Origin of the sequence: Dactylosporangium cerinum (assembly GCF_042653625.1) — a bacterium.
In the GTDB taxonomy this organism is placed as follows: domain Bacteria; phylum Actinomycetota; class Actinomycetes; order Mycobacteriales; family Micromonosporaceae; genus Dactylosporangium; species Dactylosporangium cerinum.
In genome coordinates this window covers 129,512-152,497 of record NZ_JBHSIU010000131.1, presented here as the reverse complement: position 1 = coordinate 152,497, position 22,986 = coordinate 129,512, and the positions used below count along the sequence as shown (strand labels likewise).

General features: G+C 72.3%; 28 protein-coding genes. 9 read left to right on the top strand and 19 right to left on the bottom strand.

The genetic code is table 11. The features are described 5' to 3' along the window. Nucleotides 1-11: 11 nt before the first annotated feature. The 5 genes from ACFPIJ_RS62695 to ACFPIJ_RS62675 all read left to right on the top strand — a co-directional run bounded on the left by ACFPIJ_RS62695 (nt 12) and on the right by ACFPIJ_RS62675 (nt 4,373). A complete protein-coding gene (locus tag ACFPIJ_RS62695; protein WP_380129107.1) occupies nt 12-197 on the top strand; it encodes a hypothetical protein in 186 nt (61 codons plus the stop codon). A gap of 5 nt (nt 198-202) precedes the next feature. Next, complete coding sequence (locus tag ACFPIJ_RS62690; protein WP_380129106.1) at nt 203-1,087, top strand: hypothetical protein; 885 nt, start codon at nt 203-205, stop codon at nt 1,085-1,087. Between the two features lie 166 nt (nt 1,088-1,253). Continuing rightward, a complete protein-coding gene (locus ACFPIJ_RS62685) occupies nt 1,254-2,789 on the top strand; it encodes a replication initiator (RefSeq protein ID WP_380129105.1) in 1,536 nt (511 codons plus the stop codon). Nucleotides 2,790-2,925: 136 nt separating this feature from the next. Next, nucleotides 2,926-3,117: a helix-turn-helix transcriptional regulator gene (locus ACFPIJ_RS62680; protein ID WP_380129104.1), complete on the top strand. Its 192-nt coding sequence runs from the start codon at nt 2,926-2,928 to the stop codon at nt 3,115-3,117. Further along, nucleotides 3,117-4,373 carry a tyrosine-type recombinase/integrase gene (locus ACFPIJ_RS62675; RefSeq protein ID WP_380129102.1) on the top strand — a complete coding sequence of 419 codons (1,257 nt, stop codon included), beginning with the start codon at nt 3,117-3,119 and terminating at the stop codon, nt 4,371-4,373. Before ACFPIJ_RS62680 ends, ACFPIJ_RS62675 begins: the two co-directional genes overlap by 1 nt. Here ACFPIJ_RS62675 and ACFPIJ_RS62670 read toward each other — a convergent pair. From ACFPIJ_RS62670 to ACFPIJ_RS62660, 3 genes are all read right to left on the bottom strand, one after another. Next, the gene (locus ACFPIJ_RS62670; RefSeq protein ID WP_380129101.1) at nt 4,361-4,621 is read right to left on the bottom strand and encodes a hypothetical protein; all 261 of its coding nucleotides are present in this window, start codon (nt 4,619-4,621) and stop codon (nt 4,361-4,363) included. The two genes, ACFPIJ_RS62675 and ACFPIJ_RS62670, sit on opposite strands and share 13 nt — an antisense overlap. A 48-nt stretch (nt 4,622-4,669) precedes the next feature. Continuing rightward, nucleotides 4,670-5,038 (bottom strand): hypothetical protein, encoded by a 369-nt coding sequence (locus ACFPIJ_RS62665; RefSeq protein ID WP_380129375.1) that lies wholly within the window; start codon nt 5,036-5,038, stop codon nt 4,670-4,672. A 346-nt stretch (nt 5,039-5,384) separates the two neighbouring features. Then, the gene (locus tag ACFPIJ_RS62660; protein WP_380129099.1) at nt 5,385-6,815 is read right to left on the bottom strand and encodes an MFS transporter; all 1,431 of its coding nucleotides are present in this window, start codon (nt 6,813-6,815) and stop codon (nt 5,385-5,387) included. Between the two features lie 103 nt (nt 6,816-6,918). Here ACFPIJ_RS62660 and ACFPIJ_RS62655 point away from each other — a divergent pair, with 103 nt between their 5' ends. Then, nucleotides 6,919-7,308, top strand: a complete 390-nt coding sequence (locus ACFPIJ_RS62655) for a MarR family winged helix-turn-helix transcriptional regulator (RefSeq protein WP_380129098.1) — start codon at nt 6,919-6,921, stop codon at nt 7,306-7,308. Here ACFPIJ_RS62655 and ACFPIJ_RS62650 read toward each other — a convergent pair. From ACFPIJ_RS62650 to ACFPIJ_RS62635, 4 genes are all read right to left on the bottom strand, one after another. Next, nucleotides 7,290-7,988 carry a class I SAM-dependent methyltransferase gene (locus ACFPIJ_RS62650; RefSeq protein WP_380129097.1) on the bottom strand — a complete coding sequence of 233 codons (699 nt, stop codon included), beginning with the start codon at nt 7,986-7,988 and terminating at the stop codon, nt 7,290-7,292. The two genes, ACFPIJ_RS62655 and ACFPIJ_RS62650, sit on opposite strands and share 19 nt — an antisense overlap. A 336-nt stretch (nt 7,989-8,324) precedes the next feature. Continuing rightward, complete coding sequence (locus ACFPIJ_RS62645; protein ID WP_380129096.1) at nt 8,325-8,762, bottom strand: hypothetical protein; 438 nt, start codon at nt 8,760-8,762, stop codon at nt 8,325-8,327. A gap of 80 nt (nt 8,763-8,842) precedes the next feature. Then, entirely contained in the window at nt 8,843-10,105 is a 1,263-nt protein-coding gene (locus tag ACFPIJ_RS62640) for a sensor histidine kinase (RefSeq protein WP_380129095.1), read from the bottom strand. Continuing rightward, nucleotides 10,102-10,794 (bottom strand): response regulator transcription factor, encoded by a 693-nt coding sequence (locus ACFPIJ_RS62635; protein ID WP_380129094.1) that lies wholly within the window; start codon nt 10,792-10,794, stop codon nt 10,102-10,104. The genes ACFPIJ_RS62640 and ACFPIJ_RS62635 overlap by 4 nt, the downstream gene beginning before the upstream one ends. Before the next feature lie 49 nt (nt 10,795-10,843). Between ACFPIJ_RS62635 and ACFPIJ_RS62630 the strand changes: the two genes are divergently transcribed. Continuing rightward, entirely contained in the window at nt 10,844-11,317 is a 474-nt protein-coding gene (locus ACFPIJ_RS62630) for a hypothetical protein (RefSeq protein ID WP_380129093.1), read from the top strand. A gap of 38 nt (nt 11,318-11,355) precedes the next feature. On the opposite strand, the gene ACFPIJ_RS62625 is transcribed toward ACFPIJ_RS62630, so the two are convergent. Continuing rightward, the gene (locus ACFPIJ_RS62625) at nt 11,356-12,228 is read right to left on the bottom strand and encodes a LysR family transcriptional regulator (RefSeq protein ID WP_380129092.1); all 873 of its coding nucleotides are present in this window, start codon (nt 12,226-12,228) and stop codon (nt 11,356-11,358) included. 76 nt (nt 12,229-12,304) lie between these two features. Between ACFPIJ_RS62625 and ACFPIJ_RS62620 the strand changes: the two genes are divergently transcribed. Next, the gene (locus ACFPIJ_RS62620; RefSeq protein WP_380129091.1) at nt 12,305-13,048 is read left to right on the top strand and encodes a CTP synthase C-terminal region-related (seleno)protein; all 744 of its coding nucleotides are present in this window, start codon (nt 12,305-12,307) and stop codon (nt 13,046-13,048) included. A 224-nt stretch (nt 13,049-13,272) separates the two neighbouring features. On the opposite strand, the gene ACFPIJ_RS62615 is transcribed toward ACFPIJ_RS62620, so the two are convergent. The 10 genes from ACFPIJ_RS62615 to ACFPIJ_RS62570 all read right to left on the bottom strand — a co-directional run bounded on the left by ACFPIJ_RS62615 (nt 13,273) and on the right by ACFPIJ_RS62570 (nt 21,303). After that, nucleotides 13,273-14,013: a metallophosphoesterase gene (locus ACFPIJ_RS62615; protein WP_380129090.1), complete on the bottom strand. Its 741-nt coding sequence runs from the start codon at nt 14,011-14,013 to the stop codon at nt 13,273-13,275. A 173-nt stretch (nt 14,014-14,186) separates the two neighbouring features. Beyond that, on the bottom strand, nt 14,187-14,972 hold the full coding sequence (locus ACFPIJ_RS62610; protein WP_380129374.1) for an endonuclease/exonuclease/phosphatase family protein: 786 nt from the start codon (nt 14,970-14,972) through the stop codon (nt 14,187-14,189). A 201-nt stretch (nt 14,973-15,173) separates the two neighbouring features. Next, nucleotides 15,174-15,890, bottom strand: a complete 717-nt coding sequence (locus ACFPIJ_RS62605; protein ID WP_380129089.1) for an alpha/beta fold hydrolase — start codon at nt 15,888-15,890, stop codon at nt 15,174-15,176. A gap of 210 nt (nt 15,891-16,100) precedes the next feature. Further along, on the bottom strand, nt 16,101-16,733 hold the full coding sequence (locus ACFPIJ_RS62600) for a CG0192-related protein (RefSeq protein WP_380129087.1): 633 nt from the start codon (nt 16,731-16,733) through the stop codon (nt 16,101-16,103). A 16-nt stretch (nt 16,734-16,749) separates the two neighbouring features. Further along, entirely contained in the window at nt 16,750-17,202 is a 453-nt protein-coding gene (locus tag ACFPIJ_RS62595) for a GNAT family N-acetyltransferase (RefSeq protein ID WP_380129086.1), read from the bottom strand. Between the two features lies 1 nt (nt 17,203). Further along, a complete protein-coding gene (locus ACFPIJ_RS62590) occupies nt 17,204-18,226 on the bottom strand; it encodes a hypothetical protein (RefSeq protein WP_380129084.1) in 1,023 nt (340 codons plus the stop codon). Between the two features lie 65 nt (nt 18,227-18,291). Then, a complete protein-coding gene (locus ACFPIJ_RS62585) occupies nt 18,292-19,398 on the bottom strand; it encodes an amidase family protein (protein ID WP_380129083.1) in 1,107 nt (368 codons plus the stop codon). 79 nt (nt 19,399-19,477) lie between these two features. Then, nucleotides 19,478-20,290: a GDSL-type esterase/lipase family protein gene (locus tag ACFPIJ_RS62580; protein ID WP_380129082.1), complete on the bottom strand. Its 813-nt coding sequence runs from the start codon at nt 20,288-20,290 to the stop codon at nt 19,478-19,480. 1 nt (nt 20,291) lies between these two features. Then, complete coding sequence (locus ACFPIJ_RS62575; protein WP_380129081.1) at nt 20,292-20,807, bottom strand: hypothetical protein; 516 nt, start codon at nt 20,805-20,807, stop codon at nt 20,292-20,294. Beyond that, on the bottom strand, nt 20,794-21,303 hold the full coding sequence (locus ACFPIJ_RS62570; protein ID WP_380129080.1) for a GNAT family N-acetyltransferase: 510 nt from the start codon (nt 21,301-21,303) through the stop codon (nt 20,794-20,796). Before ACFPIJ_RS62570 ends, ACFPIJ_RS62575 begins: the two co-directional genes overlap by 14 nt. A gap of 195 nt (nt 21,304-21,498) precedes the next feature. Between ACFPIJ_RS62570 and ACFPIJ_RS62565 the strand changes: the two genes are divergently transcribed. Then, a complete protein-coding gene (locus ACFPIJ_RS62565) occupies nt 21,499-21,924 on the top strand; it encodes an SRPBCC family protein (protein WP_380129079.1) in 426 nt (141 codons plus the stop codon). Here the strand turns inward: ACFPIJ_RS62565 and ACFPIJ_RS62560 are convergent. Then, nucleotides 21,921-22,928, bottom strand: a complete 1,008-nt coding sequence (locus tag ACFPIJ_RS62560; RefSeq protein ID WP_380129077.1) for an LLM class flavin-dependent oxidoreductase — start codon at nt 22,926-22,928, stop codon at nt 21,921-21,923. The two genes, ACFPIJ_RS62565 and ACFPIJ_RS62560, sit on opposite strands and share 4 nt — an antisense overlap. Nucleotides 22,929-22,986 lie beyond the last annotated feature (58 nt).

Here is a 22,986-nt window from a genome sequence, read left to right as displayed (position 1 = left end):
AGAGCCTCACCATGTCCAAGCACTACATGTTCGCCACCCGCAACGGGACGTCCACCGAAGTCAGGGTCGACCCGGCAAACATCCGCCGCCAGCAGCGCGACCTGGAAGCCCAGGGCTACACCGTCACCGTCCTCGATGAGGACGAACGCATCAACATGGGCCGCATCGCCAACTGGCTGCGCGACAGGAACCGGTAGCCGCCATGGCCACCATCACCAACACCCAGCCCGCCGCGAAACGCGGCACCGACCGTCTCACCGACGGTCTGCTCATCTGCATCGTGCTGCTCGTCGGCGTCATGGCCGGCGCAGCCTCCTTCACCCACGTCCACGACTGGACGATGCACAACAGCCCGGACGGTACGAAGGACTGGATCGGTTGGGCCAACGCGGTCATCACCGAACTCATCCCGACCGCCGCGCTGATCGTGATCGCACGCCGACGCAAGACCGGCGCGTCGATCGGATACCCGATGTTCCTGCTCGTCGCCGCTGTCGGCGCCTCGCTCACCGCGCAGCTCGCGGTCGCGGTTCCGACCGTCTTCGGCTGGCTCGTCTCGGCGCTGCCCGCACTGGCGTTCTTCGCCCTGTCCAAGCTGGTGTTCTCCGTATCCCGGCCGCACAACGAACCTCTGGCACCTGCACCGGCCCCCATCGCCCCGGCACCGTCCAATCCGGACACTGCCCCCGCGACGGACGCTCCGGTCGCCAGCAAGCCCGCGGCCACCGTTGACCCGAAACCCGAAATCGCGGTCGACACCAGCACCGACACCGGCGAAGTCACGCCCGTGCCCGCACCGCCGATCCTCGAGCCACGCCCGGAGCCGGTACCGGTCACCGTGCCCGCGCTGCCTGCCCGGCCGGACGAGACCGCCGAACTGCGGGACCTGCTGCCCGGAGCACGGCTCATCACGACCGCGCACCGCAATGCGAACAACGTCGCGATCACACCCAACCAGCTCGCCACCCGGATGCGCGTGTCTACCAACACCGCCCGGGAGCTGCTGGACCTGCTCAACGACCAGCTTCACGACCAGGCGCCCATCACGCACCCGCACAACGGGGTACGGATCGGAGCCAACCAGTGAGCGTCTCGACGCTTCCTCTCGTCCCCGGAACCCTTCACAGGGTCCCGGGCACGGGAGCCTCCGCCGAAGCCGCAACCAACACCGCCGATCGTCACGCTGCGTCGACCAACACCAGCTGGCCGGCGTCGACACACCGTCACCACCACCCGCTCGCGGCGGTGACCGGATGAACACCGCCGACGAGTACTGGCCGTGGGCGGCGCCGACAAAACCCCTGCCGACCCCAGGCGTCAACGACGGGACCGTGCACGGGCACACCGCCCGCACCCGCGCCACCGCCCTGGACCGCGTCGCCACCGACGACTACCCCGAATGGCTGCACCACGTCCGGGGCGCCTCCGCGTGCCGCCGGCCGATCCGCCTCGCCGGGCAGATCCACGTCAACGACCGCACCGGGCAACGCGTCGCCACCTACGACACCGCCGACATGCCCGACGGCGCCATCTACACCCCGTGCGGCAACCGACGCGCCAACGTCTGCCCATCCTGCGCCGAGGTGTACCGCCGCGACATGTACCACCTCATCAAAGCCGGACTCCAGGGCGACCGCTGGGGAATCCCGCCCCTGAGCGAACACATCGCCGTGTTCCTCACCGCCACCGCACCCTCATTCGGGCCGGTGCACCACCGCGCAGTGAAGGTCCACGCCGCCGACTGCCGCCGCAAAGACCGCTGCACCTGCCGCCCCGCCCGCTGCCGCCCGTTCGGCCGCGCCTGCCCCCACGGCGTCGTGATGCGCTGCACCGACCGGCACACCACCACCGACAACTGCCTCGGCCAGCCGCTGTGCCTGGACTGCTACGACCACCCCGCGCAGGTCGTGTGGAACCACGAAGCACCCGAACTGTGGCGGCGCACCATCCAACAAGCCGACCGGCTCCTGCAACGCCTCGCCCGCCGCCTCGGCGTCGACGTGCGCCGCAAATACCTCAAGGTGTACGAGTTCCAGGTCCGAGGCGTCATCCACTACCACGCCCTGATCCGCCTCGACGGGATCAACCCCGACTGCCCCGACGCGATCACCCCACCACCCACGCAGATCACCCGCCGGATGCTCGCCGACATCCTCAAAGCCGCGTTCGCATCCACCGCCTACACCTCCGCACCACACCCCGCCAACAACGGCCACGGGTGGCGGATCGCGTGGGGCGACAAAGGCCTCGACATCCAGCACGTCAACGCCCCCAGCAGCAAACTCACCGAATCGCAGATCGTCGGCTACATCGCCAAATACGTCACCAAGTCCACCGAAGTCACCGGCCTGGACCTGCGCCGCATCGACGAGATCACCGTCGACCTGCACGCCGACCCGACCACCCACGTCGGACGGCTCATCCGCGCCTGCTGGGACCTCGGCGCCCACCCCGACTGGTGGCGGCTCCGCCGCTACGCCCACCAATACGGCTACGGCGGCCACATCGCCACCAAAAGCCGCGGCTTCTCCGCCACCCTCGGCCACCTCCGCCACCAGCGCACCATCTGGCGCCGCACCGAAGGCCACCCCCACACCTGGGACGACGACCAGGCCGACCTCGTCATCTACCAACTCGGCTACGAAGCCACCGGCTGGATCACCACCGGAGACGCCCTCCTCGCCAACACCGCCGCCGCCCTCGCCCGCTCCCGAGCAGACACCCTCCACGACGTCCTGCAGGACGAGCACGCACAGCGCACCACCAGCGCCGCACCCCTCGCGGCATGACACGTACGTGTCAACTGCTCGTATCCATAGTGGACAGTGAAGGAGGCTCGGTCGTGCGCGCCGAGTTGATGACAGCTCCGGAGGTACTCACTGAGAACCCTTCGGACAGTAACGACACACGAACGAAGGGGCACCAGTGAACGCGGCGTCACCGGAGGATCGGCTCTGGCACGTCCAGGATGTATCGGCCTTCCTCGGCGTGCCGGTGGAGACCTTGTACCGGTGGCGGAAGTACGGGAGCGGTCCGCCAGGTGCGCGTGTCGGCCGGTTCCTGCGGTACGACCCCGCCAAGGTCCGGGCTTGGGTGCGCGATCGTGAGGCCGCCTGATGGCTCATGTCGAAGATCGCTGGTACAAGGTCGTGCGTCTGCCGGACAACAAGACCGTTCGGGTCAAGACCAAACTGTTCGGCAAAGGACTGCGGTACCGCGTCCGGTACATCGCGCCGAACGGCAGAGAGCGCAGCAAGTCGTTCCCGGACCGCGCCAAAAAGGCTGCTGAGGAGTTCCTCGTCTCGGTTGAAGCGGACAAGTTCCGGGGTGTCTACGTCGATCCAGGTGCCGGCCGGATCACCTTTCACGCGTACGCGGAGAAGTGGATGCGGACGAGCCGGATGAAGGAGTCGACGCGTCAGGGATGGGAGATCAAGCTCCGCCTGCACATCCTTCCGTTCTTCGGCGCTCGGCAACTGGGCTCAATCCGACCGGAGGACATCCGGGAGTGGGATACGGAGCTGACGCCGCGTTACGCGCCCTCGACTCGTGCCGTTACGTGGGACGTGCTGCACGCGATTCTCAACGCGGCCGTGGACGACAAGAGGATCGGGACCAACCCTTGCGCTGCAACGTCGGTGGTGGCGCCAAAACCGGATGCGCGGAAGGTCGTTCCGTGGAAGGTGGACAGGGTGATCGCGGTCCGGACGGGCCTCAGCACACGCTATCGGGTCACCGTCGACGTTGCGGCCGGCTGCGGTCTCCGTGTTGGCGAGGTCTTCGGCCTGGCCGTCGATGACCTCGACCTTGACGGTGGTTGGCTGCACGTGCGCCGACAGGTGAAACGGGTCCGCTCGCGGCTCGTCTTCGGCCTGCCCAAGAGCGACAAGGAGCGCAGGGTTCCGCTTCCTGGACACGTTGCCAGTGAACTGCAGGGACACATGGCGGCGATCGCGCCCGTAGCGGTCACCCTGCCCTGGGAAAGTCCCACGTCGACGCAGCTCGTTACGGCACGGTTGGTCTTCACGAACGCGCTCGGCAAGGCAGTCAACCCGGCTGTCTTCGACCTGAATCACTGGCAGAAAGCGCTTGCCGCGGCGGGCGTCGACCGTGGTTCCACCCGATCGAACGGCATGCATGCGCTGCGCCACTTCTACGCCTCGGCGCTGCTCGACGCGGGCGAGACCATCCGAGCGGTGTCTGAGTACCTCGGCCATGCCGACACGGCGTTCACACTGCGGACGTACACCCATCTGATGCCCGCAAGCCAGAACCGGACGCGCGGCGCCATCGACGGTCTGCTGGGTGGCTCACGGCCTGATGACGGCCTGGCGGAGGATACGGACGCTGAAACACCAGGTCAGGGCCGATGAGTGTGCGAGTAGTGCTTCCACTCCCACGGCTGGCCGAGCCGGCTGAACCGCTGGATCTGCGCCGCGATGACGGCGTCGGCGTCGAGGCCGTCCAGGTCGCACCAGGAGATGCCGTGCCAGCCGTCGCTGGACGACACGACCCGCACGATCCCGGGCTCACGCTCCACGACGGAGCCGGAGTCGGCACCGACGCTGGGCTCCTGACGGATCTTCCGGTCGAACAGGGCGAGCACCTGCTGGGCATCCACGCCTCAAGACCACACCGTCGCGGACCTGTGTGCAAGCGGTTTGCCGAGTCAGCCGGTGTAGGTGCCGATCAACTCGATCGTGCCGACGAGATGCTCGTTGAGGGCGGCGACATCCTCGGCGGGGATCCACAGCTCCAAGATGTGCCCGCCTCCCGCGCGTTGGGTGGTGTACCGCCGGGCAAACGCCGTCTCGACCCTGAACCGCGTCACGTGACCGACCCCGGACGCGGGGATGTTCCACTCGCGGGCGATCTGCGTGGCGTAGGCCTCGTTGAGCACCGGGTAGAAGATCGGCTGGTCCGGCAGGCGCGGCGGCCATTCGCGCCACCCGGAGTCCGCGACCAGCCGCAGCTCCTGCGGCCCGACGGGACGCCAGAGCGTGGTGGTGCCGTCGGCGTTCTCGACCCGCCCGGCCAGCAGGTGGGCGGCGAGCCTGACCGCGTCGGGGTCCGCGCCCGGCGCGGCGAGGTCGTCGACGAGGACGGCCAGCACGCTGTCGCCGTTGGGCCGGGGCGGTGCGGCGGCGTCCTCGGGGTCCGGAGGTTCGACGGCCGCGGCGAGCCAGCGCAGCGCGACCGCGTCGTCGGGGTCCGAGTGTTCGATGAGGCGCGCGAGGGCCGGCCCGTCGAGCCGGAACGAGGCGCTCCCGGCGGTGTGCCCGCAGGCCGCCGCGAGGGCCGGGGGCCAGCCGGCATCGGCCCGGACGAACTCGCCGCCGACCGGGCCGATGCCGTATGCCTTCACCATGGCGTGCAGTGTCGCATCAAGCGTGCCGGCCGCGCGGCCGGTTGAGCACCGGCACGAGGCTGAGCGCCAGGCCGGCGAGCGCGATCCCGGTGACGAGGTTGACGCCGGGGTGGAACTGGGTGAAGTCGCCGGTGCCCGAGCCGCTGGTGGCGACGAGGGCGGTGACCACCGCGAGGATGAGTGCCGCCCCGACCTGGCCGGAACTCTGCACCAGACCGGAGGCGAGGCCCTGCTCCGAGTCGGCGACACCGTCCGTGGCCTGGGCCATGATGGAGCTGAACCCGAACGCGAACCCGCCGCCCAGCAGCAGCATCGTCGGCAGGATGGCGACCAGGTAGTGCGGTGCGCTGCCCGCGGTGAGCAGGAACCAGCCGTAGCCGAGGCTCATCGACAGCATCGAGGCGACGATGAGGCGCGGCGTGCCGTAGCGGTTGATGAGCCGGCCCACGAACGGCGAGCCGAACGCGACGAGCAGGCCGGCCGGCAGCAGCGCGAGCGCCATCTTCAGCGGCGACCAGTGCAGCACGTCCTGCAGGTACAGCGTCATCATGAACTGGAAGCTCAGGTATGACCCGAACAACGCCACCATGCTGAGGTTGGCCCGCACGATCGAGCCGACCCGCAGGATGCCGAGGCGGATCAACGGGTGCGCGACCCGCTGCTCGATGATGACGAAGCCGACCAGCAGCACCGCGGCGATCAGGGCCGAGGCGAGCGTCACCGGGTCGAGCCAGCCGCGGTCCGGCGCGGAGACGACGGTGTAGACGGCCAGGAGCATGCCGCCGACGAGGGTGGCCGCGCCGGCAAGGTCGTGCCCGCCGTCGGCGGCCGGCTCATCCCTGGGGATGAGAGCGACGCCGGCGACCAGGGCCGCGATGGCGAGCGGCACCGGGATGAGGAACGTCCACCGCCAGCCGACACTGGTCAGCAGGCCGCCGAGGATCAGCCCGGAGCTGTACCCGCTGGCCCCGAAGACGGAGAACACCGACAGTGCCCGGTTGCGGGCGGGTCCCTCATGGAACGTGGTGGTGAGGATCGACAGGGCGGTCGGCGCGGTGAACGCGGCGGCGAGGCCCTTCACGAAGCGGGTGGCGATGAGCAGGGTGCCGTCGTCGACGAGGCCACCGATCAGGGACGCGACGGCGAAGACGCCGAGCGCGATGAGGAAGACGCGGCGCCGGCCGAGGAGGTCGGCGGTGCGCCCGCCGAGCAGGAGCAGGCCGCCGTAGCCGAGGACGTAACCGTTGACGATCCACTGCAGCGAGGTGGTGGACAGGCCGAGCTCGGCGCCGATGGACGGCAGTGCGACGCCCACCATCGACACGTCGAGGCCGTCCAGGAACAGCACGGCGCAGAGCACCGCGAGGACTCCCCATAGTCGCGGGGTCATCGTCGCGTGGGTCTCCGGCGTGGTGGTGATGCTTGAGGCCGGGAGGGTCGTAGTCACGGGACGGAACACTAGATGCGTGTGCATTCAATGTCCATGCACTAAATGCGGGTGCAAATAATGTAGGTGCATTCGGGCGGGGTGCGAGGGTAGGATGCGCGGCATGACGTCGGAGGCCGCGCTGGTAGAGCACTGGCGCTCGCTGCTGACCAGCTACAACGAGGTGGCATGCCATCTGGAGCGCGCGCTGTCCGAGGCGCACGGCCTGAGCATGAGCGAGTTCGAGATCCTCGACCGACTGGTCGCGCAACAATGTGAGAAGCGCCGCATGCAGGATCTGGCGGCGGACATGTACCTCAGCCAGAGCGCGCTGTCGCGGGCGGTCGCCCGGCTGGAGAAGAGCGGCCTGGTGTCACGGGCCCTGTGCGAGGCCGACCGGCGCGGGGTGTTCGTGACCCCCACCACCGAGGGTCTGCACCGTCACACCGCCGCCCGGAAGACCCACCTGGCGGTCCTCGCAAGCCACTTGCAGGCTCAGGACACCCGGCGATAGTAGGAGTCGACCGCCGGCTGGCCGGTGTAGTTGGCACCCGCCTTGTCGTCCGCACCCAGGTACTCGTAGGGCAGCGTGACCTCGCCGCGGTCGTCCCGGCCGATCCGGCGGCGCCGGCCGTCGTAGTTGAAGCCCGCGTCCCGCAGGTGCGCGGCGAGACGCCGGCCCGCGGGCCTGCCGTCCTCGAGCCGGACGCTGTCGAGGTCGATGTCGGCGACGAGCCGTCCGCCACCGGTCAGCCAGCCCGCCGCCTTGACGAGGAGGCCCAGTTTGTCGCCGACGTAGTGCAGGCCGTGCACGCTGGTGATGAGGTCATACCGCCGCTCGGGCTCCCAGTCGGCGACCGACGCGGTGGTCAACCGCAGCCACGGCACGTCCGGCGCCGGGTCGAACGCGTCGACGAGGTCCACCCCGTGGACGAGGATCCGATCGCCGACCCCGGCGGCGCGCACCCGCTCGGCCGCCTCGACCAGGGCCCGCCCGGTGCCACAGCACAGGTCGAGCCACGCGACGGTGTCGGGGGCGCCGGTCACGGAGACCAGTGGCAGGAGCGCCTCGACCGGGTTGAAGCCGAGCTCACGGTCGTAGCTGTTGACCCCGGCGAGGGCACGCTCGCGGTTCATCGCGGAGTTGGCCACCACTGCCGAGCCGGCGAGCGTGTCGTCATCGAGCAGGGTCACCGAACCATGATCGCAACCAGGACGCGGGAAGCCAACACCCGGCCGCCCTTCCGGAACCCTCGCCCCCGCTCGAATCTCATGCTCTGGGATGACTGACCGGCGTAGACGCTGAAACCCCGTTGCAGAGATCGACCCCGCCCTGCCCGCACCCGGTCCCCACGCCTCCGAAGGCAGTCCCGCCAGATGGGACGGAGGCCGGCCGGCACCGAGGCGCAGTGACGGCCGGCGATCAATGCGGGCTAGTGACCGTCGTCCACGCCGGGCGGGGACGGCCCCGGTGGCGATCTGCCCGGAGGCCGTCAGCGCGGTCGCCGCCACCACCCCGGTTCGGGTTCGTCAGCGGTCGCCGCCGTGGTCGTCGCCCGCGTCGTGGCCCGGCCCGTCGTCCGAACCGTGACCACCGCTGCCGTGGTCGTCGCCGACGTCGTGGCCCGGCCCGTCGTCCGAGCCATGGCCGCCGCTGCCGCCGGACCCGCTGTTGCCCGACCCGCTACCGCCGGAGCCGCTGTTCCCGGAGCCCGTGGTCCGGTTGCCGCCGTGGTCGTCGGCGGACGGAGACGCGGACGGGGACGCGGTTGCGTCGTCGCTGGACGCCGACGGGGACGCCGAGGGATCTCCGCCGTGGTCGTCCGCCGACGCCGACGCCGACGGACTGTCCGAAGTGGACACGCGAGCCGGCCGGTCGTCGCCCGACGGGCCTGACGCCGCGAGCGCCGTGCCGCCGATGGCGAGGGCCGCCGTCACGGTTGCGGTGATGATGAGGAGCTTGCGCATTGCCGTACACCTCCGTGGTTGTTCTGCTCTTGCAGGAACCACGTTCCAGCGCCCGGCGATATCGGGGTGCTGTGGCAACCCTAAGGTTCGGTTAACGCGCTCAAGGTGACCGTGACCCGCGCGCCGCCGAGCGGTCCACGGTCCACGGTCAGCGTGCCGCCGGCAGCCTCCGCGGTGCGCCGCGCGATGTCCAGGCCCAGGCCGGTGGAGCCGGCACCGCTGACCCCGCGCGCCCCGGCGGCCGGGTCGAAGCCGGGGCCGGCGTCCTGCACGGTGAGGACCCGGCGCGGGTCGAGGGTCACCGCGACGGCGACGCCCTCCTCGGTGTGGGCGAAGACGTTGCCCAGCAACGCGTCCACGCACGCGGCCAGGTCGGCGGCGGAGACCGCGACCGGCAGCGGGCCGGCCGGGAGGTCGGTCTCGACCGGCCGCTGCTGGTCCTCGGCGAGCACGGTCCAGAACCGGATCCGCTCGGCGACGACCGCGGTCGCGTCGCAGGACGGCAGGTCACGCTCGCGGCGGGCGTCCTCGATGACGGTGGTGACGGCGTCGTCGAGGGCGGCGACATGGGCGAGGATGCGGGCCGCCTCGGCCTGGTCACGCAGCCCTTCGGCGTCCAGCCGGAGCGCGGTCATCGGGGTCCTCATCCGGTGCGACAGGTCCGCGACCCGCTCGCGTTCATGCTGCAGGAGGTCACGGATCCGGGCGGCGAGCTGGTTGAGGGCCGCGGCGACCGCCCGCACCTCCGGCGGTCCCACCGCGGCCGGCGCCCGGCGGTCCAGGTCCCCACCGGCGAGCGCGTCGGAAACCGTTGCCAGGGTCCGGATCGGGCGCACCACCATGACGGCGAGCCGGTCCGCGACGGCGACCCCGACGGCGAGCAGGCCGACACCGAGCAGCGCGAGGACCAGCCACGCGCGGGCCACCCCCTTGCGCAGGTCCGCCAGCGGCACGAAGACCCGGATGACGGCGGTGCCCTCCGGCAGGCCCTGCACGACGACGAGGACCTCCCGGCCGTCGGCGTGCTCGACGGACAGGGTCGTGGTCCGGGCGGCGAGGGACACCGCCGGGGTGCGGCCGACCGCCGGACCGACGACCGTGCCGTCCGGCAGGTACACGGTGACGGGCCGCCGGGCATCCACATTGACCTGCTCGACGGCGAGGCGTAACGACTGCGGGTCGGCGGTGGCGACGAGCACGCCCAGGGACTGCGCCTGGGTCGTGGCCGCCGACACGGCCCGGTCCGCGGCGACACCGCGCAGCAGCAGCGCGAGCGGGACCAGGAACGCGAGCAGCACCAGGGTCATCGCGGCCGCCACGAGCAGCGCCAGCCGCCACCTCACGGCTGCAGCCCGTACTTGACGCCGACCCTGCGCACCGTGTGCAGGCGGCGGGGCTCCTGGGCGGTCTCCCCCAGCTTGCGGCGCAGCCACGACAGGTGCACGTCGACGGTCTTGTCCGCCGTGGTGTACGGCAGCTGCCACACCTCGGTCAGCAGTTCCCGCTTGCCGACCACCTCGCCGGCCCGCGACACCAGGTGGTAGAGCAGGTCGAACTCGCGCGGGGTCAGGTCCAGCGGCACGCCGTCCAGGGTCGCCGTCCGGGCCCGCGGGTCGATGCGGACACCGTCGACGTCGAGCGCCGGGTCCCGTTCGGGCCCTGACGACCCACCGTCGGCGCGGCGCAGCACGGCCCGGATCCGGGCGTCGATCTGTTCGGCGCCGTACGGTTTGACCACGTAGTCGTCGGCGCCGGCGTCCAGCGCGCGGACCATCTCCCCCTCGGTGCGCCTCGCGGTGACCACGATGATCGGCACCCGGCTGACCGCGCGCAGCATCCGCAGCACCTCCCGGCCGTCGAGGTCCGGCAGGCCGAGGTCGAGCAGCACCACGTCGGGCGCCTCGGCCACGGCGAGCTTGAGCCCGTCCATCGCGGTCGCGGCGGGCACCACGACGTGGCCGCGCCCGGTCAGCGCCCGCACGACGCCGGTGCGGATCGTCCCGTCGTCCTCCACGATCAGCACCTTCGCCATAGCCCGAGGTTAACCATCTCTTAGCCATCGGCGGTGGATAGTGGTCAGCATGGCGACGACGGTGGTGCGACGGTGGATGCTCGCGGGCGCCGCGTGGCTGCTGACCGTCGCGGTGGCCACAGCGGTGGCGACCTGGGCGGTCGGCTCGATGCGGCAGGGTATCTTCGGCACCTCGGACGCGCCGTACAGCGAGGCCGACGTCGAGGCGCGGCTGGCCGCGTCGTCCTCAGGTCCCACGGTCGCCCCGCCGACGCCGGCCCCGAGCTCTGCGCCCGCGTCGTCGCCGGCCGGGGTCGTGCGTGCCCTGACGACCTCCGGCGGGACGATCGTGGCGGTGTGCGAGGCGGGGCTGGTGACGCTGCGCTCGTGGACGCCCAACGCAGGGTTCGAGGCCGAACGCGTCCAGCGGGGACCGGCGGCCGTCGCCTCGCTGCGGTTCAAGGCCCGTAGCGGTGGCGGTGACGTCCGTGCCCAGGTCGTCTGCTCCGGCACGGAACCCCGCATCGTCCTCGAGGACGACTAGGTCTGGAACGCAACCCCCGTGGTCGTCCTCGAGGACGACTACGGCTGGAACGCCTCGGCGAGGGCGCGGGCCGGTGGGGTGAGCGAGCCGTGCACGAGCTCCACCCGGTGGACGAGCCGCGGCAGCGTGACCGCGACCCCCGCGACGCCCGGGTGCGTCACCGGGCCGGGCAGCAGCGCCAGGCCGGCACCGGCCGCGACGAGGGCGAGCAGGCCGCCGGTGTCCGTGCCGGGGTAGCAGAAGCCGTCGCGGAAGCCGCCGCTGTGGGCGAGGGCCCGCAGCTGGGGCAGCGGTGTGGCCGCGTCGGGCGCGTCGATCCAGGTCGCGTCGGCCAGGTCGGCGAGCCCGAGCGAGCGGCGACCTGCGAACGGGTGGCCGGCGGGGAACGCGACGACAGCGGTGTTCTCCACCAGCACCGACGTCGCCAGCTGACCCGCATCGGGCAGCGGCAACGGGTCGCTGGGCGCGGTCACACCGTCGACCAGCCCGACGTCGAGGGTGCCGGTGGCGACACCGGCGGCCACCGCGTCACGGCCGGTGAGCAGCAGCGTGAACCGCACGCGGGGCATCGCCCGCTGGACGGAGGCGAGCACCGCGGCGACCCGGGTGCTGCCGGCGAACGGGGTGGCGCCGAGCACGACCGTTGCGGCGGGCGCCCCCGACAGCCGGACCACGTCGGCGCGGGCGGCGCTCAACCGCAGCAGGATCGGCCCGGCGTGCTCCAGCAGCCGCGCGCCCGCATCCGTCGGCGCGACCGGCCGGCGGTGCAACAGCGTGGCACCCAGGTCGGACTCCAGCGCGGCGATCTGTTGCGACACCGCGGACTGTGTGTAACCCAGCTCCTGCGCGGCGGCGGAGAACGACCCGGTGCCGGCGACGGTGACGAAGGTGCGCAGCAGGTGAGGGTCCACGACATCAGTATTGCTTATCTCGGTAGGCGAATGTGTTGTTGGACTGATGGACCCCGCGGGCGGGACAGTGAAAGACATGACAGCGACCCGCACGGCCCGCATCGCCCTCGTCGGCGACCGTTCCCCTCATGTGCGTTCCCACACCCGGATCCCGGGGCTGTTCGAGGTGCTCCGCGCTCAGCACGGCATCGGCCTTGACGCGTACTGGGTGCCGACGCCCGACGCGGCGGCGACCGACCTGGCCGGGTTCGACGGGATCTGGCTGCTGCCCGGCAGCCCGTACCACAGCGAAGAGGGTGCCCTGCACGCCGTGCGGATCGCCCGCGAGCGCGGCATCGCCTTCCTCGCCACGTGCGCCGGGTTCCAGCATCTGCTGCTGGAGTTCGCCCGCAACGTGTGCGGCATCGCCGATGCCAGCCACGGCGAGACCGACCCGGACTCGGACCGGCAGGTCATCGTGCCCCTCGCGTGTTCGCTCGTCGGCCATGAGGGAGCGGTCAACCTGACCCCCGGCTCGCTGGCCGAGCGGGTGTTCGGCGTCGAGCGGTCCGTGGAGCGGTACCACTGTGCGTACGGACTGGACCGTGGCTACCTGCCGGAGCTGACCCGGCACGGGCTGAGGTTCACCGGCTTCGACGACGACGGCGAGGTCCGGGTCGCTGAGCTGGACGGGCATCCGTTCCTGCTGGGCACGCTGTTCCAGCCGGAGCTGGCCGGCGACGGGACCCGATGCCACGTCGTCATCCGCGCCTTCGCCGAGGCCGCCGTGGCAGCCGCCGGGCGGCTGGCCGCCATGGCCGTCGGCGGGCGCCCGCGGTAACGACGAGACCGGGTGGCACCGGTGCCCGGACGGCGATCTTCGGTGCTCGCGCTTGGTCGAGGGAGCGCCGTGGTCGTCCGGGCGACCACCCGGCTCCTTCGATCAGGCGTGCAAGATCGACAGGCCTCTCCGCGGGCCACGCCGCGCCCGATCTGGGTTATTTGTCCGAAGTTCTTGAAGGGCTGGTCGGAGACCTTGTCCGGCCGCCACCGAGGCCGCGGCGGTCAGAGCAGTTCGGCCCCGGCCAGCACCAACGGCGCCCAGGCCGGCGCGCCCTGCCGGCCGTGCTTCGGGTCGACGCCGACGACCCGGGCGCCGCTCACCCTGGTCGTCGTGTGCCGTGCGGCCCAGTCCACGGTGGACCGTTGCCGGACCCGCTCCGGGCAGCGCCACACCCGGCGCTGATGGTCCACAATGGACGAATGGCCGTGGACCTGCGAGAACGGCATCGGCTCGTGCTCCTCCAGCCACGACGCGGCGACGTGCTCCGCCCACAACGGGCCCCGGTCCGCCCACAGCAGCGGCTCCGGCCTGGTGTTGAGCAGGTCAGCGGCGGTCGCGGCGGTCACCGGCCCACCGAGCTCCCGCCACGCCGCCACGGTGAGCCCGGCGTGCGTCACGAGCAGTTCCTCCCCCGCGGCGGTGCGGACCGCGGCCGCGACCCGCATCCGGTCCCGCAGCCACCAGGCGCGCAGCCGCTCGGCGTCGGCGTCGCCGAGCCGCTCGGGCCAGAAGGTCACCCCGCCGATGTACTGCGCCTCGTGGTTGCCCGCAAGCTGGATCCAACGGCCCGGCGTCGTGTCGATCCTGGGTTGGACGAGGTCGAGCACGCCGGTGCTGTCCGGCCCGCGGTCGACGAGGTCGCCGACCTGGATGATGACGGTGTCGCCGTCCAGGCTTTCCAGCGCGGTGGCGAGTTGCAATGCGCAGCCGCCCACGTCACCGATGATCGCGATCGTCGCCATGCCGACCTCCCGTGGGCCCGACCATAGCTCGCCGCGCCCGCGAGCCACGGCCGGCGACGCGGGCCTCGGCGCAGGGTTCAGCGCGGGGTTCAGCGCGGGGTTCAGCGCGGGGTTCAGCGCGGGGTTCAGCGCGGGGTTCAGCGCGGGGTTCAGCGCGGGGTTCAGCGCGGGGTTCAGCGCAGGTCGGCGACCACGGCGAAGTGGTCTGACGGCCAGACGCCCTGGTGCGGGCCGGTGCCGGCCAGGTGGACCCGGTCGACGCAGCCGCGCCCGGAACCCCGCAGCTCGACCATGATGTAGTCGATCCGGGCGTTCGGCGTCCCGTGGCCGGCGACGTGCGGGTTGCGGCGGTCCCAGGTCCAACCGGGTTCGGTGCCGTCGTGGTAGCGCCATGCGTCCACCAGCACGAACCCGGGCACGATCGGCGCGGTCAGGTGCCCGCCGGCGCGGCGTACCTCGTCGGAGTCGGGTTCGGCGTTGAAGTCGCCGGTGAGGACCGGCGGGTGGTCGCCGGCACCGTGCGCGGCGACGAACGGCAGGAGCCGCTCGACCTGCGCGCAGCGGCCCGCCGAATCGGCCGGGCTGGAGTCCAGATGGGTGGTGAACACAGGGATCGGGCCGTCGGGCGCGTCGACGCGGGCGTGCAGCACGGTGCGGCCCTCGCCGCCCAGGTCCCCGATCGTGGTGGCGCCGATCGGCCACCGGCTCAGGATCGCGTTGCCGAAGTCGATGCCCGGGTCGCCGATCCGCGATTGCCAGCGGCCGGGCCTGGGCGACGGGCTGTACGCCCAGTGCATGCCGAGCTCGCGGCCCAGCAGCTCAGCCTGGTGCTCGCCGTCGCGGACCGCCCAGACCTCCTGCAGGCCGCACACGTCGGGGCGCTCGGCCCGCAGCGTCGCGAGGATCGCCCCGTGCCGGGCTCGCCAGTCGCCGAATCGCCACCACACGTTCCAGGACATGACCCGCACCGGCACGATCGTAGATCAGACGGTCCGCGGCACGGCGCTGCAAGCAGGCACGGATCTGCAAGCAGGCGCGGCGCTGCAAGCACCTGCGCGGCCGCCCCGCCACGCCGGATGCGCGGCCCGGACTGATGCGCGGCCCGGACTGATGCGCGGCCCGGACTGATGCGCGGCCCGGACTTCAGTGGCCCCGGGACCTCAGTGGTGGGGAGCGAGGAGGGGCAGCAGTGCGGCGGGGGCCTCGACGTGGGCGTTGTGGCCGAGGCCGGGAAGGTCGACGGCGTCCGGGACCAGCGCCATGAGCTGGTCGCGGCTGACCATGGGGTCGTGCTCGCCACGGGCGAGGACGACCGGGACGGGCGCGTCGGCCAGCAGCGCGGCGACGGCGGGGTCACCGACCGCGAACGTCCTCGGGTCGTGGGTGGTCCGCCAGCCGTCGCCGTCCCGGGTGAGCGCCGCGCCCGGCGCGTCATCCTTCAGACCGACGAGACCGGCGACCCGTTGGAAGCGGGTTGCGGCGTCCTCCCGGGTCGGGTGGATGACCGGCGGCTTCCTGGCCAGGGCGGCGGCACGGTCGAGTTCCTCGCCGGTCCAGGCGACCTTGATCCCGAGGCCGACGACGGCGCGGACCCCGGGCACGCGGGCGAGGTGCAGCCCGATCACCCCGCCGAACGAGTGCCCGACCACGACGGTGCCGCGCGGGTCGACCAGCCCGGCGACGGCATCGGCCACCGCGGCGAACGTGTACCCGTCCAGCCACGCCGATCCCCCGTGCCCCGGCAGGTCGGGTGCCACCCAGGCCCGGTCGAGCAGCGTGGTCAGGCCGTCCCATACGTCCGCCGTCGCGCCGAGGCCGTGCAGCAGCAGCACCGTCGGCGTGCCGGAGCCGCCGCGGAGCACTCGAAGTTCGGTCACCCCGACAGCATCCCGCACACGGGCCCGGCCGCGGGCCACCCGGCACCCGCTCGCCGCCGAAACGGGTGCCGCGAAGGGCGGCGCGACGCGGGCCGCACGACGCGGGCCGCACGACGCGGGCCGCACGACGCGGGCCGCACGACGCGGGCCGCACGACGGAACGTTGCCGGGGCGGTGGAGCAGTCGGTCCCGCGGGCGGAGCCGGAAAACCTACCCGGCGTAGGCGAGCAGGCGCGCAGTGGGGCTGCCCGGCCAGGTGGCGGTCAGCGTGGGCGCGCCGCCCGGAACCGCCGGGTCGTCCGTGAGGACCCTGATGACGGTCAGGCTGAGGGAGTCCGTTGCGATGCGGGTCGGGTCGGTGTCCACCACGCGGAGGACATCGCCGAGGACCGGGACCGTGGCGCCGGCGTAGCCGCTGCCGGTGACCTGCAGCTCGTTGGGGCGGACCTGCCGGACGCCGTCGACCTCGAACTCCTCGGCGGCCTGGCCGGCCCCGGTGAGGATGGTGGCGGCGAGCACGGCGGCGTAGACCGGGTCGCCGACGGCGTCGTACACCCAGCGGGGGCCCAGGACCGAGTGCTCGGTGGTGCCGATGAGCCAACCCTCGGCGCCGGCCAGCGGGGCGCCGCGGTAGGTGAGCGGGAGCTGCAGCACCGGCCCGTCGCCGGCCCGGACCAGCATCGTCTCGACGCCGACCGCACCGGCGGGGTCGTCCAAACGGAACGCGCCGACCTTCGCCAGGTCGGGTTCGGCGGGGCCGGTGTACCAGCTCCGGGTGGGCAGCCACGCGTTCAGCAGTTCGAGTTTGGAGGGCGTCAGGTCCGCCCGGTGCAACAGCGCCATGATCGCATGGTAGCGATCACCCGAGGGTGAACAGCAGCTCCGCGATGCCGTCGTCGGCGGTGACGGGCGGGCCGGCCTGGTGGAAGCCGCACTTGCGCAGGACCCGGATCGAGCCGGCGTTGGCGACGGCCACGTACGCGTGCACCGGGCGGTCCGGCAGCACCTCCAGCAGGCGCCCGAGCGCGGCGGTGGCGATGCCGCGGCCCCAGTGTTCCCGGCCGATCCAGTAGCCGACCAGTCGCTGTCCCGACTGCTCCCAGCTCACGACATTGCCGGCCACCGCGCCGCCGGCGAGGACCGTGCGCAGGACGTTGGCCGGATCGGCGCGGATCCGGGTCCAGTGGGCGAGGAACGCGGCGTGGTCCCGTGGGGTCATCGCCGCCATCGCGGCGGCCGACGGGTCCTGCTGGTGGACGAAGAACGTCTCCACGTCATCGTCCTGCACGGCCCTGAGCTCGATGTCGTCCATGTCAGGCTCCCGGAGCTGGGGTAGGCGTGGAGAGGTGGCAGTCGTCGGCGATGTCCAGGGAGTGGTCGGCCCGCAGGTAGGCGTCCGGGTCCTCGGTGTCGCTGGGGTTCGCGGCAGGAGCGCCGGAGCCCGCTCGGAACGGGGCCAGCAGTCCCTTGCGGGCCGCGGCGCAGTCGATCTGGGCCAGGTAGGAGTGGATGTCACCGATCCACATGCCCTTGTCGGCGGCGCGCAGGCGGCCGGTCGCCGGGAAGTCCCAGCGGATCTGATCGTGCACGGCCGCCAGGGGGTTCCGGGCGTTGCCGGTGAAGGCGTAGACCCAGACGAAGTTCGTGGTGACCTGCAGGGTCTGGATTCCCTCGACGACGGCGGACCCCAGGGTGACCCGCCCGCTGACCCGGACCTCCTCGTCGGGGTCGAGGTGGGCGGCGGGGTCGATCCAGGTCGCGACGGAGCTGAAGCTGGCGTCGTCGAACCATGCCTTGACGTGCTTCGCCGGGTTGGGGGCGAGCAGCGCCAGGAGCGTCGAAGGGTCGTGGCCGACGAGCATCTTCTGGTCCAGCCGGCCAGCGACGAGCGCCTTGCGGACCTGCTGCAGGGCGGCGTCGACCTGGGCGGCGGTGAACCCGGTGACGGCGGTCGCCGGCGGCATGGTGATGCCGGCCTCACCCTTCGGGTAGGTCGCGGCCGGGGTGCCCTCGAAGGGGTCGGTGGGTGCGGCGCTCGCCGAGGTGGTCGCCGAGACCCCGGACGGCACCGCCTGCGTGGCATAGGCAGAGGAGCCAGCGGAGGAACCAGCGGGAGAGCCGCCCGGAAGGTATGCCTGCACCGCGGCCGCGAGCAGGAACACGACGATCACGATGCCGGCGACCCACGCAATGGCCGGCGGCCGCCAGCGGCGCAACCCCGGGCGGGGCCGCCGGAAGCGGAACATCAGGCCGAGCCGCCGTCGGCGATCGGCCCGTTTCGCCCGGCGTTCGGCCTGCTTGGCCCATTCTTCCAGCCCGTCGAAGGGGTCGCTCATCATGTGCTCCGGACAGAGGGTCGGCGGCACAGTATGCACGAGTCGATCTCCGCCGGACGCCCCCGTCAGGAGGCGAGCGCGAGCAGCCCCAGATCGTGCCCGGGCGGCGCGATGACGGCGATCCCGGCCGGCGGGTCCGCCGAGGAGGGCACGGAGATGCTCGGCAGCCCGTACGCACTGGCGGGCACCGCGCACCGCAGCGTGTCCCGGCGCCACGTGTCGCGGGCCAAGGGGCTCAGCTCGCGCGGGTGGCCCGGCCCGCCGGCCGGCAGGACCAGCCAGGCGTCGCGGTCGGCGAGGAGGTCCAGCAGCGCGGCCCGCTGCTCCGCCAGGTAGGCCCGGGCCGCGCTCTCCTCGGCGGCGGTGATGCTCGCGCCGAAGCGGAACCGGTCCTCGATGTCGACGGCGAGGGCGCGCGGATGGGCGGCGATCCAGTCGCCGTGTGCCCGCCACGCCTCGGCCGCCTGCACCTGCCGGAACGCCAGCAGCAACGGGTCCGGGTCGTCCCAGGTGGACAGTGTGACGGGAGCGACCGGCAGCCCGAACTGGGCGGCCGCCGGCGCGGCGGCGTCGACGGCCAGCAGCCGGGACGGCGGCGAAGCCGGGCCGTCGGGCAGCAGCACGGAGCCGACGAGGGCCAGGGTCGCGGCGGAGGCGGTGATCCAGCCGACGGTGTCGAACGACGGTGCGAGCGGCAGGACGCCGTCGGTCGGCACCGCGCCGTGGGTGGGGCGCAGGCCGTAGAGGCCGCAGCAGGCGGCGGGGACCCGGATCGAGCCGCCGGTGTCGGTGCCGAGGCCGATGTCGGCGTGGCCGGTCGCGACCGCCGAGGCCGGGCCGCTGGAGGAGCCGCCGGTGACCAGGTCCGGGGCCGCCGGGTTGGGCGGGGCACCATAGTGGACGTTCGTGCCCGACAGGGAGTAGGCGAGCTCGTCGGTGTGGACGATGCCCTGGATGGTGGCGCCCGCGGCGCGCAGCCGGGCGACGGCGGGGGCGTCGGCCGCGGCGGGCAGGGCGGACGCGAGCCAGGTGGGGTTGCCGCCGCCGACGGCGAAGCCGGTGACCTGGAAGAGGTCCTTGACCGCGACCCGCAGGCCGTCGAGGGGTCCGTGCCCGGTGGCCGGGGCCAGGGGCATCCCCTTCACCCGCCAGACAGAGGGGTCAGCGCTCATCGAAGCAACACCCACCTAAACCGAAACGCCGCGACGGCAAGACCTGAGCCTAGCGCCCACGGGGCGAAGACACAGCGGTTCACCAGTCGGGCGTCCCCAACCAGGTCGCTTTGGCGAGGGCGTTCTGCCCCGCGGCGTTGGGGTGGAAGAAGTCCTGCGCGCTGACCATGTCGAGGCTGAACGCGACCCGGTGCGCCGCGCCGCCGTCGTCCTTGCACCGTGCGCCGTAGGCCTTGCACGCCGCGACGAGCTGGGTGTTGTACGCGTCGATGCGCTCCTGGAACGCCTTGCGGCGGGCGGTGTCGGCGGGCGCGGTGGAGGTGGGCGCGGCGAGCAGCGCCGGGCAGATCCCGAAGGACCAGGCCTTCACCGCGACGTCCCTGGTGTGCCCGATCTCCCAGAGGCGGTGGATGTCCGGGATGCTCACCACGAGGATCCGCGCCTCCGGCAGGCCCTGCTTGAGCACGGCGAGGGCGGCGTCGACCTGGCGGCGGAAGGTGTCGACCGGCGTCATGTCGGCGAGGGCGGGGCGGCAGGCGTCGTTGGCGCCGATGAGGACGGTGACGTAGGCGGCCTTCGCGGTGACCGCGGCGCGGGCCTGCCCGGCGAGGGCGTCCGCGCGGGCCTTGCCCTCGGCGGCGTTGTGACCGCGTAGCCCGGAGTGTGCCTTCAGCAGCCGCCGGTAGTGGCTGTCGACGCGGGTGCCGTCGCCGGTCGACCAGGAGTTCCGGGGGCAGGGGGCCGGCGCGAGGCAGGAGGAGAACGCGGTGGTCACCGAGTCGCCCAGGGCCGCCATGGACATGGCGCCACCGGACGGGGCGGGTCCGGCGGTGCCGCCGCCCTCACAGGCAAGCGCCAGCACGGCGAGGCCCGCGAAGAGCAGCACCCACACATTACGTGTCCAGCTCGTGACGATTGGCTAAGCGTAGCCGCTTCAACAGCGCCATCTCCAGCTCCTCCGGCAGTTGGAAGAAGCCTTCCTCGGTGAGCAGCCGGTGCGCCTCGTTCGGCCGGTACGACATGGGCACCAGCACACCGTCGCGCACCTCGACACTGCCGATGACGTCGTGCGAGGGGACGTCGCCGGTGAGGTCGGGGGTGCGGGCGTCGAGCACGTCGACCCAGCCGTGCCCGCCGACGAGCGCGGCCTGCTCGCGGAGTCCGTGCACGACGAAGATGTCGTCCGCGATCGTCTCGTGCAGGAACCGCACGAACGCCGGGTTCTCCTCGAAGTGGTCGGGCTGCATCGCGCCCGGGCCGTCGACCCCGACGGCGAGGAGCCCGACGACGGACTCCGCCGCCAGCCCGTGCTCGGCCACGTCGTCCGGTTCGAGGGGCGACACCAGATGGCGCAGCACGGAGCCCACGTACACCTCGTACACGAAGAACGAACGCTTATCGGTCCCCACGGAGCTTCCCGTAGACCAGGACGTCGCGCCACGCACCGTCGCGGAACTCCGCGGACCGCAGGATGCCCTCGCTGAGGAACCCGACCTTCTCCAGGGCCTTCTGCTCGGGGATGTTCTCCGGCTGGGTCCGGGCCTCGATCCGCGGCGCGGCGCTGTTGGCGAACAGGTAGTCGCACAGCAGCGTCTGCGCCCGCCAGCCGACGCCGCGGCCGCGCCACTCCGGCAGCAGGATGATGCCGATGCTCCAGTACCGCGACCACCCGGTGCCGCTGGCCTCCCAGCTGACGAAGCCGGCGGCGGTCTCGTCGGCCTCGACCATGAGCCTGCCGTCGTGCTCGCCGAGGAAGCCGTCCTCCGCGAACCGCCGGGCCGGGCCGGTCGGCTCGCGGTAGCCCGACCAGGCCGGGCCGGCCAGTCCGGGCTCCGTCACGAACCGCCGGAACATCCCCAGATCGCTCTCGACCACCGGTCGCAGCCGCACCCAGGTCTTGTTCAACTCGCCTCACCTCGCTCAGCCAGTCGCTTGCGCGCCGCACGCAAGATCGTCCGCCATCCTCGCCGATGATCGCGGCGACCGCCATCCAACCAACCGCCGGGAAAGGCCACCCACCGGGAAAGGCCACCCACCGGGAAAGGCCACCCACCGGGAAAGCCAACCGCCGATAGATCGGCCACGCTACCGTCTGGGGCCATGCCCGTCGATGCCTTCGCTCACACGTTCGCCGTGGCCGCCGCGCCCGCCACGGTCTACGCACACCTGGCCGACCCGCGGTCCTACGTGGGGCTGTCCCCGCTCGTCGTCGCCGTCCGCGACGTGCAGACCGACGGCGACCAGGTCACCTATGTGGCACTGGAACGCTTCCGCTTCTACACCAACCCGATCCGCGTGACGATGACCCTCGACCCTGCGGCGCCGTCGGTGGTGAGCGCGGTGGTCTCCCCCGGCCGGGTCCGGCTGCGGGCCGCGGTGACGCTGACGCCGTCCGGGAACGGCACCGAGGTCACCGAGTCGATCACGGTCGAGTCGCCGTCGTTGTTGCGCCGGTACGTCCTGCGCCAGGCCCGTGCCGTGCAACTCAAGCGGGCCGCCGAACTGACCCGCAGGATGGCCGCCTAGCGGGTGAGGTGCGGGGCGACGTGCTCCCGGATCAGCTCGAACGAGCGGGCGCGGGCGTCGACGTCGTACACCATGCAGGTCAGCATGAACTCGTCGGCCTGGGTGCGATCGAGGAGCTCGGTCAGCTGGCCGCGGACGGTCGAAGGGGAGCCGAGCGCCTGGCCGTCGCGGCGCTCGAGGATGAACTCGCGCTCCCGGTCGCTGTACGGGTACGCCGCCGCCTCCTCCGGCGTGGCCATGGCCTCCGGGCGGCCGGAGCGCAACCGCAGGAACGACAGCTGGCTCGGCCCGGCGAGGAACTCGGCCTCCTCGTCGGTCGGGGCGGCGACCGCGCTGACCGCGACCATCGCGTAGGGGGCGTCCAGCCACTGCGACGGCCGGAAGCTGTCCCGGTAGAGCTTCAGCGCCGGCAGCGTGTTGGCGCTGGAGAAGTGGTGCGCGAAGGAGAACGGCAGCCCGAGCAGGCCGGCCAGCTGCGCGCTGAAGCCGCTCGAGCCGAGCAGCCACACGTCGGGCTTGTCGCCGCGGCCGGGTGAGGCGAGGATGCGCTGCTGCGCGTCGTCGCCGGTGAAGTAGGCGATAAGGTCCTGCAGCTCCTCCGGGAAGTTCTCCGCCGACAGGCCGTCCATGGTGCGGCGCAGCGCGAGCGCCGTGTACTGGTCGGTGCCGGGTGCCCGGCCGATGCCCAGGTCGACGCGGCCCGGGTGCAGCGCCTCGAGGGTGCCGAACTGCTCCGCGACCACGAGCGGTGCGTGGTTGGGCAGCATGACCCCGCCGGAGCCGACGCGGATCGTGGACGTCGCGGCGGCCAGGTGCGCCAGCAGCACCGCGGGTGAGGAACTCGCGATCGCCGGCATGTTGTGGTGCTCGGCGACCCAGAACCTGCGGTATCCGAGTGCCTCGACGCGTCTGGCCAGCTCCGTCGTGTTGCGCAGGGCATCGCCGGTGGACGCGTAGGCGGCCCGGGGCGCGACGTCAAGGACGGAAAGCGGAATCTCGGTCACAAGTCATGGTCAACAGCGGCGGGCCCGCAAATGTTCCCGTGACGAAGACCACGCACGG

Coding starts and splice junctions, on each gene's coding strand:
- ACFPIJ_RS62685 (WP_380129105.1), top strand. CDS start 1,254: ATGAACACCGCCGACGAGTACTGGCCGTGGGCGGCGCCGACAAAACCC.
- ACFPIJ_RS62655 (WP_380129098.1), top strand. CDS start 6,919: ATGACGTCGGAGGCCGCGCTGGTAGAGCACTGGCGCTCGCTGCTGACC.
- ACFPIJ_RS62585 (WP_380129083.1), bottom strand. CDS start 19,398: ATGAGCGCTGACCCCTCTGTCTGGCGGGTGAAGGGGATGCCCCTGGCC.
- ACFPIJ_RS62695 (WP_380129107.1), top strand. CDS start 12: ATGTCCAAGCACTACATGTTCGCCACCCGCAACGGGACGTCCACCGAA.
- ACFPIJ_RS62565 (WP_380129079.1), top strand. CDS start 21,499: ATGCCCGTCGATGCCTTCGCTCACACGTTCGCCGTGGCCGCCGCGCCC.
- ACFPIJ_RS62590 (WP_380129084.1), bottom strand. CDS start 18,226: ATGAGCGACCCCTTCGACGGGCTGGAAGAATGGGCCAAGCAGGCCGAA.
- ACFPIJ_RS62610 (WP_380129374.1), bottom strand. CDS start 14,972: ATGTCCTGGAACGTGTGGTGGCGATTCGGCGACTGGCGAGCCCGGCAC.
- ACFPIJ_RS62615 (WP_380129090.1), bottom strand. CDS start 14,013: ATGGCGACGATCGCGATCATCGGTGACGTGGGCGGCTGCGCATTGCAA.
- ACFPIJ_RS62620 (WP_380129091.1), top strand. CDS start 12,305: ATGACAGCGACCCGCACGGCCCGCATCGCCCTCGTCGGCGACCGTTCC.
- ACFPIJ_RS62675 (WP_380129102.1), top strand. CDS start 3,117: ATGGCTCATGTCGAAGATCGCTGGTACAAGGTCGTGCGTCTGCCGGAC.
- ACFPIJ_RS62690 (WP_380129106.1), top strand. CDS start 203: ATGGCCACCATCACCAACACCCAGCCCGCCGCGAAACGCGGCACCGAC.
- ACFPIJ_RS62635 (WP_380129094.1), bottom strand. CDS start 10,794: ATGGCGAAGGTGCTGATCGTGGAGGACGACGGGACGATCCGCACCGGC.
- ACFPIJ_RS62595 (WP_380129086.1), bottom strand. CDS start 17,202: ATGGACGACATCGAGCTCAGGGCCGTGCAGGACGATGACGTGGAGACG.
- ACFPIJ_RS62600 (WP_380129087.1), bottom strand. CDS start 16,733: ATGGCGCTGTTGCACCGGGCGGACCTGACGCCCTCCAAACTCGAACTG.
- ACFPIJ_RS62630 (WP_380129093.1), top strand. CDS start 10,844: ATGGCGACGACGGTGGTGCGACGGTGGATGCTCGCGGGCGCCGCGTGG.
- ACFPIJ_RS62645 (WP_380129096.1), bottom strand. CDS start 8,762: ATGCGCAAGCTCCTCATCATCACCGCAACCGTGACGGCGGCCCTCGCC.